The organism is Pseudoalteromonas rubra, assembly GCF_005887095.1.
Classification (GTDB): domain Bacteria; phylum Pseudomonadota; class Gammaproteobacteria; order Enterobacterales; family Alteromonadaceae; genus Pseudoalteromonas; species Pseudoalteromonas rubra_E.
In genome coordinates this window covers 1-13,488 of the sequence record NZ_PNCI01000008.1, presented here as the reverse complement: position 1 = coordinate 13,488, position 13,488 = coordinate 1, and the positions used below count along the sequence as shown (strand labels likewise).

The following is a 13,488-nucleotide window of genomic DNA, read 5'->3' as shown; positions in this document are numbered from 1 at the left end:
CTATTCCGTGCGCTGCACAGAGTCAGGCGTGCTCCTGTTCAAGGGTGTACTTGATGGCCTGAGTGAGCGTTAGCATTGCATATTCCCATTTTGTAGGGTTGTCTTCGCGCAGGCAAGTTTCCAGGTCGCCGGCAGCATTATGAATATTAGTAAAACCAAAACATCCGGCACTGCCTTTCAGGCTATGCGCCAGTGCTCTGAGTGATTCCCACTCCTGAGCGCCAAAAAAGTGTTCCAGTTGCGTCAGCTGATCGGGTAGCTTCTCAACATAGTTGCGACTGATCTGCTGGTATTTTTCACTTTTCAGTAACGAGTTCCACTGCGAGCTTTTGTCTTCTTCCAATTGCAAATACTTAAGCAACACGGCTCCGAGCTTTTCACGGTCGATGGGTTTGGCGAGCGTGGCATCGCAACCCGCCGCCAGATAGGTGTCTATATCATGTTTCATGACATTCGCGGTCAGCGCAATGATTGGACCATCATAAGCAGCATGTCGGAGCATTTCAGTGGCTTCCAGCCCGCCCATGACCGGCATTTGCATGTCCATCAGAATGAGATCGTAATCGTTCACCAGCGCCATCTCCACAGCTTGTGCGCCATTGCTGGCTATATCCGGGTTGAGTCCCCAGGCCCCTAATAGCAGCGTCAGTAATTCCTGATTATCCGGATTGTCTTCAGCAAGCAGAATGTCAGCCTCAAGCTGAGTCTGATCAAGTTGCAAGGTAGAGACCACGTGGTCATGTGTCAGCTGCGCTTCGTCTTCGATCCACGCAAACGCACTGTGCGAGTGGTTGGCTGCAATGGTGATGATAAATCGACTGCCAACACCCTGAGCGCTTTCTACGCTGACATCACCACCGAGTAACTGGGCCAGGTTCTTAGAGATACAGAGCCCCAGGCCGGTACCACCAAAACGGCGAGTGGTGGTGGAGTCTGCCTGCTCAAAGGGTTTAAATACCCGCGACATTTCACCCTGCGACATACCAATGCCACTGTCTTTAACTTCAAACTCAAACAGGGCGGTATCTGAGCGATAACGGGCGCTGATCTCAATGCTGCCTGTTTCGGTAAACTTCACCGCATTCGTTGCGATATTCAATAAAATCTGCTTGAGTCGGGTTTCATCACTGAACAGCTGCTGAGGCAGTGGCAATGCATAGTGCATTGTAAAGTCCAGCTGCTTTTGTTCTGCCATGGGCGCAATGATGGATTCCACATCCTTGAGCAAGTGAAGTAACTCGATAGGATCTCGTTCAACAGCCAGTTTCTCGGCCTCTATCTTAGACAGATCAAGGATATTATTTATTAGCTCAAGAAGGTGCCGTGAATTACGTAGAATGGTATCCAGATGCAGAGCTGAATTAGTGGCATTGGGGGAGTGCAGCATCTGCTCGGTGAACCCCATGATGGCGGTTAAGGGGGTGCGGATCTCGTGGCTCATATTCGCTAAGAAACGGCTTTTTAGCTGACTGGCCTGCTCAGCTTCCGCAATCGCCACTTCGAGCTGCTGGTTCATCTCTTCGAGTGCCCGGGTGCGGTTTTCGACTTTTTCTTCCAGGTGTAATTTGTAATCCTCCAGCTCTCCTTGGAAATCCCGGATCTGTTTGATCATGTGATTAAAGTCATCAAACAGTATCCCGACTTCGTCATCATCGTGCGCGGGCAAGGCAACAGAGAGATCCCCATCCCCAACGCGATGGCTGGCTTCGCCAAGTAGTTCGATAGGAGTCAGCAGCAGGTTTCTGACCACGATAAAAATCAAAATTGGCAGGGTGATCACAGACAGTATCACGATCAGGGCTGTTGTCAGGCTGATTGCTTTACCCGACTGATATAAAATCGTTTTTGGGATGGTAGAGATATAGTAATAGCCGCCACTGAGCTGTGCGCTATAGGTCATACGGCGGAGGTTGTCGATGGATGGTAATACCAGCGAGTCGAGCTTGCCTTTATCTGCCAGCGTATTGATTTGAGCCATCTCTTCAACGCTCAGAAAGCTTTGATTAAAATGACTGTCGGAGCTAAATAACACCTCACCGGAGGCGGATACCAGCAGGTTTAAGGTGTTGTCATAGGGTGCTTCAAGAATACTGCTGCTGATAATTGAAGGGGCAACCTGGACGATAATATAGCCCTCTCGCTGAGGACGGTTGAGGTTGAAATCCACCCCGTAGATTTGCTGTACAAAGTACAGTTGTGTGCCACCATTATGTGACGCTTGCATAAATTGTTGCTGGCGCAAATTACTTTGCCTGACCTGAGCAAAAAAGGGATAAGACTGAGGTGCCCGGTTGAGATTACTGGCATAGAAAGCATGACTCTGGCCACGTTCATCAACCAGGTTAATACTGAGAATATCTGGGTAGGCCTCGGTGTAACTGGCAAACACATCCATGAGTGCCCCTAAGCGCTGGGTTTTTTCCTGACTGGCTACCTCAGGCATACTCAAAAAGTCACTGAGCACTGGTGAAGTCGATAGCAACTTGGTGGTGGACTGATAGATCTCCATGTAGTTGAACATTTTTTGTTGCTGCTGTTCAACAAAGCGGCTGACAATGAGTTTTGCCTGTTTTTGAGTAGAACTGGTGACGTTGGTAAGCGTAAAACCACCGAGCAATAGCAGTGGCAGTATCACCAAAGGGGTGATATACCATAATAGCCTGATACTCAGCTTACTTGTTTTCATCCGTGTCCAATTCCATCTATCAACGCGGTGGAGAGCCACCCGACTATGACCACAAACCTGTCCAATTTAATCTGCTGTTGTGGAGCATGTTACCGATTTTTGCGTCAAACGGCTATTGTATAATATAAATTAACTGAACTTTATTTACCCAAATTAGGTGCCCGCGATCCTGTTGCGGGCACACTGAGATTAACTGTCTGCGCGGCTCATAAACTTAGATTCTGCCGTGTTAATCTTAATCTTATCACCCGTGGAAATATGCTCAGGTACCTGCACAACCAGACCTGTTGTCAGGGTAGCTGGCTTAGTGCGGGCACTGGCCGATGCGCCTTTGATTGATGGTGCTGTTTCTTCGATCACCAGCTCAACGCTTGAGGGCAGATCCAATGAAACCGGCGTGCCTTCAACAACCACAATCAACAGACCTTTGGTTTCTTCGTTGATGAACAGGACCTGCTCAGCAATCGAATCTTTGTGGATATGGTATGGGGTATAATCCTCTTCATCCATAAACACATATTCTTCGCCATCAATATAAGACAGCATAGCAGGACGGCGGTTTAAATCAGCCAGTTGCAGCATTTCTTCCGCTTTAAACGTTTCATCTACTTTACCGCCATTGACGACATCGTACATACGCATACGGTACAAACTGCCGCCAGCACGGCCTTGTGGTACTGAGCGCTCAATGTCTCGGACGATCATAACGCGACCATTATAATCAATCGCGGCGTGTTTTTTAATTTCACTGGCTTTAGGCATAAAATGCTTCCTGTTAGTCTAAACTGAGCGAGAAGTTAGCATGAAGTCGGTATCTCGCCAAGTGCTGTGTTCCCAATCTACTTGTTCTGCAAAGGAACGACGAATAAAGACTAAAGCGAGTAGAGACTCGACATCGCCTGGTAATTCAGTCCAAAGTGCTTATTAAACCAGTTGTTGACATACTCGTTATGGGGTGCCAGTTTGGCGCAGCGCAGGACATTTTCACCACTGGCAGCAGCCAGTTTATTCTCACAATAGGTTTGCTGCCAGGCCTGGTCTAAATCTGCCTTAAACTGGGTTCGTAACTCAGACAACTGCTTATCCAGGCGTGAACTGACATCCAGAAAATGGGCCTTCTGGGGCGACAAATCGAGATCCGGGAAATCGGCATAATGGCTTTGCGTGTAATGCACCTGACTATCGTCGACCTTGTGCTCTATATGTTGTCCACCTATGTAACCCAGATACATCATGTCCAGACTAAAGTGCTCGGTAAACTCAGTCACGGGGTACTGATATACTTTTGCAACTTCCACGTCCATGAGCATACCCGGTTCGTTCGGATTGGGCTGTTGTTGCTCTAGTGTGTAGTGCTTTTGCCGGTTTACCAGTTCAGTCTTGCGGGTGTGTTTGAACGCGGCGTGAACCTTAAGTGTGAATGTTTCTGTGCCTTGCGGGTGGTACCAGAGGCTATCTCTGAAAGCGTCATTCAGCTGGGAGAGTGCAGTTTGCAAGCGTTGCTTTTGTATACTGGTATCATGAACCTGCACCGAGAGTACCGGCTCAATACGGATCTCAGAATACAGGGCCTTGTCGGTGACAGTATCATCGGGCTGGATTGTTAAGTTCCAGGCTTGACAATATTTACGATAAAAGCGCTGCAGAAAAAGGCGGTCCTGGCCTTGAGCGGCTTTGAGTTTGTCACATTGTCGCGTGGCGTTGGCCTGTAATTGATCATGATAGTGTACAAAGCTGTTGCTGAGTCTGGCATTGGCAATTAAAAATGCATACCGCATTTCAAAGTAACGAAACTGATCCGGGTAGGCAGAACCTGACAATTGCTGGGCTTCTTGTTTAAGCCAGGTATTTGCGTACCTGAGCTCTTCGCTTTGTGTATCGGCCATGGGGCCGACTGGCTCAATATGCCAGCTGATCTGATTGCGTAATAGCGCCTCAAGTTTGAGCGCCGCGCCGGTATAATTGCCGGCTAAACGCAGCATACGTACATCTATAAGCCCGCGGTCGATGATTTTATTGCGTGCTAAGGTCAGTCCCTGACGCGCCTCGATATCCTGGGGATCTTCAGCCAGGGCTTGTTCATAGAACTCTGCTGACTGATCATACATACCCGCTTCATATAACTTGTTTCCCTTCTGCACTAAGCTCTTACAGCCGGAGAGTATCAGTGTACCGGCAATAATGGTTGCACATAGTTTACGTGTATTCATCGTTCCTTCCTTGTTCACTTTAAAAGTTATACCAATGAGCATCAAAAGAACGCTCATCATGAGATGAGCAAACCTCAGCGAAAACCAGAGTTGTTCTAAATGAGGTATCTTTCATCGCCGCTAGCGACAGAGTGAATGCCTCAAATTGATTATGTTTTGACGTATACGGCTATTGTATATCATGCGCCATGTCACTAGGCTATGACAATCGGCACCAATGATTACTTTTTAGGGCCAAGTACCCGTCGCTCGGCGATGTGTTTTGGTTTAGCCGGTGCCTCTGAGAGCACCCAGACAGGGCGTGTGACGAACAGGTTATTGGGATAAACGACCTTGTGTCCGTCAACATGACGCAGTACCACATTCATCAGTCCCATCTCGACAATACAGCCTTCAATGAAGTTCGCACCGTCAATGACCCGGACCCAGTTGCCAAGCCTATAATCATTTTGTACAAACATGATCAGGAAGGCTGTGAGGTTGCTAAGTAAAGACCAGGCAGCAAACATAGCGACACCGAGCATCGCAAATAGGGAAGACCCCAATACCAGCAAACCCCGCAATTCGATACCCCAGAACACCAGCAACAGACACAGCAACACCGCTCCAACCAAACCTTTTAACAGCAGTTCGGCACGTTGTTGACGATGCAGATCAATTTTCCCGCGAGTGATCTTGTGAAGCACTTTGATTGCTAACTTGAGTAGCAACGGAAACAGAAAAATGAAAAGTAGGGTGACGATCAATTTATACTCAGCGAGTAAAAACGTCGTAAGGGTGTCTGGCATGAGGTATACCCATTTATGTACAAATAAAACAGGATGATATCAGGGAAATTTGACAGGTTAAAAGCGGTTTTTGACCGTAAATAACCATTGTACTGAGTCAATGTTGTCAGGTCCATCGAGTGGTGCGGCAACGTCCAGATGCAGAACCAGCCCCGAATTCGCGCGGCTTGGAGCAAGTCGAAGCCCCAGACCCACATTTTTTAAAAACTGACCCTGGATCTGATGTGTTAAAGCGTGCTGCTGCTGTGGTGTCAGTATGCGTGATATCTCCGGGTCATCGTGCAAAGGGGGTGGCAGAGCCCGACCGTCTACTCGGCCAATATCAAAATACGCCGCGCCACCAACTTTAAATAGATGTAGTAAATCGTATTCCCAGTAATAGCGCTTTTCAAGGTTGAGTAGAATTCGGCGATTCCCCTGCAGGTAATTACTTGGGTACCCTCTGAGACCCGTTTCTCCCCCTAAGGTGATCTGTTGATCGGCACTCAGGTGTTTGCCATATTGGACTTCCAGTTGTGCATACCAGGATTGTCTGAGGCTGGTATTGAGGTAGTACTGAAGCCGTGAACTGATCATTAAATTCTCGGCCTGATTATCGCGTTTATTCCAGTAACCATTTAAATTGAAAGCGAAGCGAAGCAGGCTGTCTTCAGATGTGAAGTGGGCCTTACTTGCGTTGAATGACCCCACCCAACGGCTATCATCATCACTTAGGCCGCTGTCTGAATAGCCAATCAGGGCATTGATATTCCACCCTAAGTTCAAATCTTCGGTGCGATAAATAGAATCAAAATTTCGCACTTTGATATAGGCATCTTCAAACCACTGTGCCTGAATATAGGGGTAACGTACAGTGCGGTCTTCAGCTATCGGTAAGGTGGTTGCACGTATCGGGGCAAATTCTTGCTTTTCATCCTGATACCCCAACAGAAGTCGTCGTGTCCAGTCGTCGTCAAGTGCGAAAGCGCGACCAATGTAGAGATTGGTTATTTCACTCAGCTGCTCGTATTCGGAAATCTCCTCGCCCAGGTTGTAAAGAGACTCAACCCTGCGATTACTTAAGTTACTGACACCATAGCTGAAGGGGGTGGAAATCGAAAAGAATGGATAGGCAATGCCAACATAGTGCACTTTGCCGTCATCATTGTCCGCATATTCCACTCGCCCCTGATAGCGGCTAGAGAGAATTTGTGGATCGTCGTAAACAAATAAATATCCACTGCGGTCAGGGTCGGAGATATGCGTCAGTGATAAGCGTTTGCCATAACCCAATAAGTTAGATTCACGAAAACCAAGGCGGCTTGAATTGTCACCACCACTGCGGCTGAAACTGATGTCGGGCAACAATGTCCAAAGATCACGTGTGACGACAGTAACAGCCACTTCCCCGTCACAGGTTTGCTCAGCGAAGATTCTTGCATCGTAAATATAGGGCTGTTGACGCAGTAACCGTTCTGACTCTCGTAGTAGCTTTGGATCATATTCACTGCCCTGAGTAAACAGCAGTAAATTCCGGATCACCTCAGGTTTAGTGGTGGCATGCGCTCGGTTCGCAAAGCGAAACACAGCATTGTCTTCTTCTGGCAAAGAGGTATCAAAGACGTTGAGCTGTTTTAGGTCAATGCTAACAACCGAGGCATTTTGTACATCGGGCAGAGAGTCTTCACTGTCTAGCTGACGGTGAAGGTTGTTGTCTTCGGGCGTGTCCGGGCGGAGATTGCTACAGCTCTCCATTGCACTATTTGGCGTGCTGGCTGCTGCCTCTGGAGAGTGCGTCGCCACCGTTGCGAGTATTGAAAGTATAGAAACGCGAACAACCCAACCCATAGAACAGCCTGTAGTGAATGAACGTACTTTTAATTATGGCCTATGTTAGCCATAGCTGCTCAACTAAGTCTATATTATTGTTGTAAATTTAACCGGAATAATGTAACCAGATCTGGCAAATGTTCAGTCGCACCAAGGCCTTCCGGCATGATCCAGATGCTGTCGCTGTAGTGTTCAAAATTGAGGTTATAGGGGTGGCCTGCATAACTAAAACGCCATTGGTGACGATCCGCACCAAGATGAAACTCAAGTAAAGTAATGCCATCAAGGTGCAAGAAAATTTGCCCCCACAGCTCGAATTCATCTGCATCAGGTAGAGAAGCGGGGGTAACGATAATGCAGTTCTGATCTGGCTGGTGGTTTATGTGGGTTGTCACGGTTACTCCAGTTAATGAGTCAGGTTAATCGGTATCGAGGTAGTTTCGGATCAGTTGCATAAAAGGCGCTCCATACTTGCTCAATTTGGTAAAGCCCACACCGGATACTTTCAGGAATTCACTATCATTCGTCGGGGTGAGCTGCGCCATTTCCGCCAGCGTTTTATCACTAAAGACAACATAAGGCGGCACGTCATCCTGATCGGCGAGTTCTTTGCGCAGGCTACGTAATTTTGCAAACAGCTTCTTGTCGTAATTGAACTGAGCCAGTTTATCCTGATAAACATGTTTGGCTTCAAGACGTGGCTGAGCAAGTTGCAATGCGTATTCACCACGCAAAACCGAACGCGCGCCTTCGGTGAGCCTGAGTGCGGCACCCTGGGTGATATCTTGTGCAACTAGCCCATGGTGTATCAGTTGTCTCAGGATACTCAGCCAGTATTCATTGCTGTGTTCTTTGCCAATGCCATACGTACTCAGCGTGTGATGCTGGTTATCTCTGATCCGTGCAGTATTTGCGCCACGCAGTACATCCACAATATAACCGAGCCCAAAACGCTGCTCAGCCCGGTAAATACAGGATAAAGCTTGCTGAGCAACTAAAGTGCCATCAAAGCGCTTGGGTGGATTCAGGCAGATATCACAGTTGCCACAGGGCTCGCGTTGATATTCACTGAAATAATTGAGCAGGATCTGGCGTCGACAGGTTTGTGCCGAGGCAAAGCTGGCCATAGAATTAAAACGTTGCTCTTCGACCCTACGGCGATGCTCGTCCTCAATATCTTCAAAAAAGCGTTTTACCCGGCCAATATCCGCCGGATCGAAATACATAATGGCTTCTGCAGCCAGGCCATCACGTCCTGCTCGACCCGTTTCCTGATAGTAAGCTTCAATGCTTTTGGGAATGTCATAATGCAAAACATAGCGCACATTTGATTTGTTGATACCCATACCAAATGCCACGGTTGCAACCACTATCTGAATATCGTCACGAGAAAAAGCATTTTGTACGAACTGGCGTTGCTCGTTGGTCATGCCTGCGTGATATGCCGCAGCGTTAAAACCGGCCTCGACCAGTTTTTCGGCGATGTCATCCACGCGTTTACGACTTGAACAGTAGACAATACCACTTTGCCCTTTTTGCGTGCGCAGATAGCGCATCAATTGTGACAGAGGTTTGAACTTCTCTTCTATGGTGTAGCGAATATTCGGCCTGTCAAAACTACCGGTGTGGATAAACGGCGTGATCAGGCCGAGTTGCGTGACAATATCGCTGCGGGTTGCCAGATCGGCGGTTGCCGTCAATGCCATCATAGGGACTGCGGCAAAACGCTGCTTTAACTCATGCAGGCGACAGTAGTGCGGTCTGAAGTCGTGCCCCCAATGCGATACACAGTGTGCTTCATCAATGGCGAACAAACCCAACTTGAGGTGACTCAGACGTTCAATAAACTCACTCTGGAGTATTTTCTCTGGCGCAACATACAATAGCTTGATTTCGCCCTGATGCAGACGTTGATAGATAGCTTGCTGCTGCGCGCGATCAATACTGTTATTGATGAACTCGGCGGAGATACCCAGCGCCTTGAGTTGTGCAACCTGATCTTGCATTAAAGAGATAAGCGGTGAGACCACAATGCAGGTGCCAGGCAATAACAAAGCAGGTACCTGATAGCACAGAGATTTACCACCTCCGGTGGGCAGTAATACTAAGCTATCGCGCCCGTCCAGGCACGCCTGAATGACGTCGAGTTGTCCGTCACGAAAGTCACTGTAGCCAAAAACTTCTTTCAGTACGCCGTGCGGTGTGTCGATTGAGTGAGTTGCAAGATTTTCCATCGAGCGCATTTTAGTGGGTTTTACGCCAGATGTCTTTTGTTTTTGATCACAGGAAAATCATACTGGCGGGTACAGATTGCGGTATACTGCGCGCTTGGCATCTATGGGAATGAGTAGATACCAATTTTGATTGTGCTTGGGAGAAGTGAATGGGAGCGAGTAGTGAAACTAAGCAGGGGTATACCTTTGCCGTTTTAGCGTTTTTAATGTGGGGACTAGCCCCTATCTATTTTAAATCACTGGATCAGGTTGATGCGCTTGAGATCCTGATCCACCGTGTGGTCTGGTCTGTACTCTTTATTGCGCTGATCATCGCTATAAAGCTGAATTGGTCAAAGGTGATGACCGTGCTACGCCAGCCTAAGCTGATGCTGATGTTGACCCTTACGGCTTTGTTGCTCGGATTTAACTGGGGTTTATTTATCTGGTCGGTGAACAATGGTCATATGCTGGATGCGAGCCTGGGCTACTATATTAATCCCTTACTGAATGTACTATTAGGTATGCTGTTTTTGCAGGAGCGTCTTCGACCTCGTCAGCAGTTTGCGGTTGGCCTGGCATTCGTTGGGGTGGTGTTGCAGCTGGTAAGTTTTGGCTCGTTTCCTGTTATTGCGTTTTCACTGGCCGGTTCCTTCGCCATATATGGCTTGTTACGCAAGACCATGGCGGTAGAATCTTTACCGGGATTATTAATCGAAGCCGTTATTTTGTTGCCCATTGCACTTGGGTACTGGTGGTGGTTAACACCTAGTGAGACCAGCAACATGATGCTCAATGACTGGCACACTAATCTTTTATTGATCAGTGCGGGTGTGGTTACAACCTTGCCGTTATTGTGTTTCACCGCAGCTGCAAAGCGGATCCCTTATTCAACGTTGGGTTTCTTTCAGTACATCGGACCAAGCCTGATGTTCATTTTGGCGGTGGTTTTTTATGGTGAAGTGTTCAGTGCGGAGCGGGTTTTAACGTTCGCGTTTATCTGGTCGGCTTTGGCGCTATTTAGCTTTGACTCCTACCGAACGGGCAAAGCACAGCGTCGTCTGGCAACATCCTAAAAGTCTGGGGCATCGATTGAGTCGGTGCCCCCAAGGCTCATTAGATGTCGTCGTCCGCTTCCACAGCGACGGCTTCGACTTCTTCTTTATTTGCGCTCACCTTAGAACGGCCAAACAAAGTATGGAACTTAGTCTTACAGGTGGTCAGTTTGAGGTATTTGGTCCAGGTCTTTTCCATGGCATTTTCCGGGGTCCCTAATCCCCCCATAACCTCCACAAAGTGTTGCTGAAATTCATTTTGCGGATGACTGGCTTTAGTGTATAAGCTTTTAAGTAACGCACCATGGTTTTCCAGAATATCAGACTCTTGCAGGGTAAAGTGTCCGCTTCGAGAAAACCCCCGGGGAAAGTTAATATCATCATAGAAGTGTTTTGTTGTAGCAAAAGCTTCTTTCAAGGTCGCTAAATTTTGACTCATGGTGAAATCCTCAGCATTGTTTGGCAGGAGTATGGACCATAGTGTGGAAATAATTAAACGAGTTTTTTTTATCGTAAGGGGGCTATGTGGACATAGATCTATTAAAAACATTTGTCGAAGTCGTAAAGACCCGTCACTTTGGTCGCGCAGCGGAGAATTTATACATTACTCAGTCTGCCGTTAGCTTTCGGATCCGCCAGTTAGAACAGAGCCTTGGCGTCAATTTATTCATTCGTCAGCGCAATAATATTCAACTGACGGCACCGGGGGAACGTTTATTACCCCATGCCAATATGATCCTGACCGGCATGCAGCGTGCGAAAGTCGATGTTGCGCTTGCGAACAACATGCATAAGCAGCTTTCGCTAGCAGGTACGCCGAATATTTGGGATGCCTTTTTGCAGTTTGGTATTAACCACATTGTGACTGCTATGCCTGGGGTCTCTTTGGTGGCTGAGGTCAAGGCACAGCAAGAAAGTACACGGTTATTACTGGAACGAACGCTCGACATTGCGGTGTTGTTTGATCCACCGAAAGTTGATGAGCTGGTGGTAAAGCAAATTAAGCATCTGGCCATCATCCCTGTTAGCACAATGGCGCAGACAACAGATGAAGACTTTTTTGATAAGCAATATGTTTACGTAGATTGGGGAACGGCCTTTTCATTGTGGCATGCGAAACAGTTTACTGGCAGCACACCGCCTTATTTCAGAACCAGTACCGGCCGTATTGCTTTGGATCTTATTATGCAGTGTGGAGGATCAGCATTTATACCCCGTGCATTGGCAGTCGAATCGATAGAGAAAAAGCTGTTGTTTCATATTGAATCAGTAGAACAAAATGCACGCGAGATCTATGTTGCCTATCACAAGGATAATGAACAGCTAGAGCAAATAGAGATGATTGCCAGCCTGCTGGCATCTTTACCTGATTAGGTTACAGATTATTGAATTATTTATGATGCCTAGCTGACAGTTTAATGTCACTTTTATTTTGAGTGTAATATTTCTGTCACTTATCGCTGGCAGACTGCGCCTGTCTAAAAAATTACGTGTTGCGATACTTGAGGAAATACACATGAAATTATCCAAATCAGCATTATTTGTTTCTCTTTTCGGTGCTTTGTCTGCGAGCGCTTACGCTGATGTTGATGTATATGGTAAGGCGAATCTGTCTATACAGAGTTCAGATGAAGGTGAAGGCTCATTCACGGAAGTGAAAAGCAATGCATCACGCTTTGGTTTCAAAGGCTCTGAAAAACTGGATTCTGGCCTTGAAGTTATCTATAAGCTGGAGTTCCAGGTCGATGTCTCTGACGCAGATTCAAAAGGCGAAGATGACAATATCACGGCACGTAACCAATACGTCGGTCTGAAAGGTAATTTTGGTGAGGTTGTTATTGGCCGTAATGACACTGCATTTAAACAGTCACAAGGCAAACTTGACCTGTTCAACGACCTTGAAGCAGATATTAAGAACCTGTTTAAAGGTGAGAACCGCCTGGGCGATTCAATTTCTTATAAATCAGCAAGCTTTAATGGCTTTAAAGTATTAGGTACATTTATTGCTGAAGACAGCACTGATGGTGAAAACGGTTTCTCAGCAGCACTGACTTATGGTGATGCAAAATTAAAGAACACTAACTTCTATGCTGCGGTTGCAGCTGATAGTGAAGTAAAAGGCTACGACGCAGTACGTTTCTCAGTACAAGGTAAGGTCGCAGACTTTAAACTGGGTGCAATGTACCAGATGCAAGAGAAAGTAGATGGTTCTGACGAAGCTGACGGTTACATGGTAAACGCAGCATACGGTTTTGGTGCAAACACTCTGAAGCTGCAATACCAGGTTATTGACTTTGATAAAGGCGATAAAGTAGATGGCATCTCTGTTGGTATTGACCACAAACTGAACAAAGCGGCAAAGCTTTACGCCTTCTACTCAAGTGTTGATGAAGACAATGGTGTAGAGGAAGATTACTTGGGCGCCGGTATCGAATACAAGTTCTAAGTATATACGCGACCTAAAAGCATATTGATAAAGGCCAGTCAGAAATCCCCTGACTGGCCTTTTTCGTATTATTGATCTCGATTTAGCTCTGTTTAGTGGTGTTTTGTGTAAAAAACACCTGTTTAGTACAATTAATGTCCGAACGCACTGTTTTTCTCACTTTTCTTCAAAAAAAGGGGTTGCATCGTTTTTCGATTTCCCTATAATGCGCATCCACCGACACGGGGCACAACGCTGAAAAGCAACGAGCCAGCGAGTAGGGAGTCAAATAAAACTTGATT

General features: G+C 47.0%; 11 protein-coding genes. 3 read left to right on the top strand and 8 right to left on the bottom strand.

Annotated elements, in window-relative coordinates:
* Nucleotides 1–22: 22 nt before the first annotated feature.
* From CWB99_RS03440 to recQ, 7 genes are all read right to left on the bottom strand, one after another.
* Nucleotides 23–2,686, bottom strand: a complete 2,664-nt coding sequence (locus CWB99_RS03440; protein ID WP_138551374.1) for an ATP-binding protein — start codon at nt 2,684–2,686, stop codon at nt 23–25.
* 189 nt (nt 2,687–2,875) lie between these two features.
* On the bottom strand, nt 2,876–3,448 hold the full coding sequence (gene efpL / locus CWB99_RS03435) for an elongation factor P-like protein EfpL (protein WP_138551373.1): 573 nt from the start codon (nt 3,446–3,448) through the stop codon (nt 2,876–2,878).
* A gap of 110 nt (nt 3,449–3,558) precedes the next feature.
* Entirely contained in the window at nt 3,559–4,896 is a 1,338-nt protein-coding gene (locus tag CWB99_RS03430; protein ID WP_138551372.1) for a tetratricopeptide repeat protein, read from the bottom strand.
* A gap of 221 nt (nt 4,897–5,117) precedes the next feature.
* The gene (locus tag CWB99_RS03425) at nt 5,118–5,684 is read right to left on the bottom strand and encodes a mechanosensitive ion channel domain-containing protein (protein ID WP_138551371.1); all 567 of its coding nucleotides are present in this window, start codon (nt 5,682–5,684) and stop codon (nt 5,118–5,120) included.
* Between the two features lie 57 nt (nt 5,685–5,741).
* Nucleotides 5,742–7,511, bottom strand: coding sequence for a ShlB/FhaC/HecB family hemolysin secretion/activation protein (locus CWB99_RS03420; RefSeq protein WP_171045248.1), 1,770 nt, complete (start codon nt 7,509–7,511; stop codon nt 5,742–5,744).
* A gap of 74 nt (nt 7,512–7,585) precedes the next feature.
* Entirely contained in the window at nt 7,586–7,888 is a 303-nt protein-coding gene (locus CWB99_RS03415) for a DUF3630 family protein (RefSeq protein ID WP_138551370.1), read from the bottom strand.
* A 24-nt stretch (nt 7,889–7,912) separates the two neighbouring features.
* Nucleotides 7,913–9,727, bottom strand: coding sequence for a DNA helicase RecQ (gene recQ / locus CWB99_RS03410; protein WP_138551369.1), 1,815 nt, complete (start codon nt 9,725–9,727; stop codon nt 7,913–7,915).
* A 149-nt stretch (nt 9,728–9,876) separates the two neighbouring features.
* Between recQ and rarD the strand changes: the two genes are divergently transcribed.
* Nucleotides 9,877–10,782: an EamA family transporter RarD gene (rarD, locus tag CWB99_RS03405; protein WP_138551368.1), complete on the top strand. Its 906-nt coding sequence runs from the start codon at nt 9,877–9,879 to the stop codon at nt 10,780–10,782.
* 40 nt (nt 10,783–10,822) lie between these two features.
* On the opposite strand, the gene CWB99_RS03400 is transcribed toward rarD, so the two are convergent.
* Nucleotides 10,823–11,200, bottom strand: a complete 378-nt coding sequence (locus tag CWB99_RS03400) for a DUF413 domain-containing protein (RefSeq protein ID WP_138551367.1) — start codon at nt 11,198–11,200, stop codon at nt 10,823–10,825.
* 86 nt (nt 11,201–11,286) lie between these two features.
* On the opposite strand from CWB99_RS03400, the gene CWB99_RS03395 reads away from it, so the two are divergent.
* On the top strand, nt 11,287–12,135 hold the full coding sequence (locus CWB99_RS03395) for a LysR family transcriptional regulator (RefSeq protein ID WP_138551366.1): 849 nt from the start codon (nt 11,287–11,289) through the stop codon (nt 12,133–12,135).
* A gap of 142 nt (nt 12,136–12,277) precedes the next feature.
* Complete coding sequence (locus CWB99_RS03390; protein WP_138551365.1) at nt 12,278–13,207, top strand: porin; 930 nt, start codon at nt 12,278–12,280, stop codon at nt 13,205–13,207.
* Nucleotides 13,208–13,488: the final 281 nt, after the last annotated feature.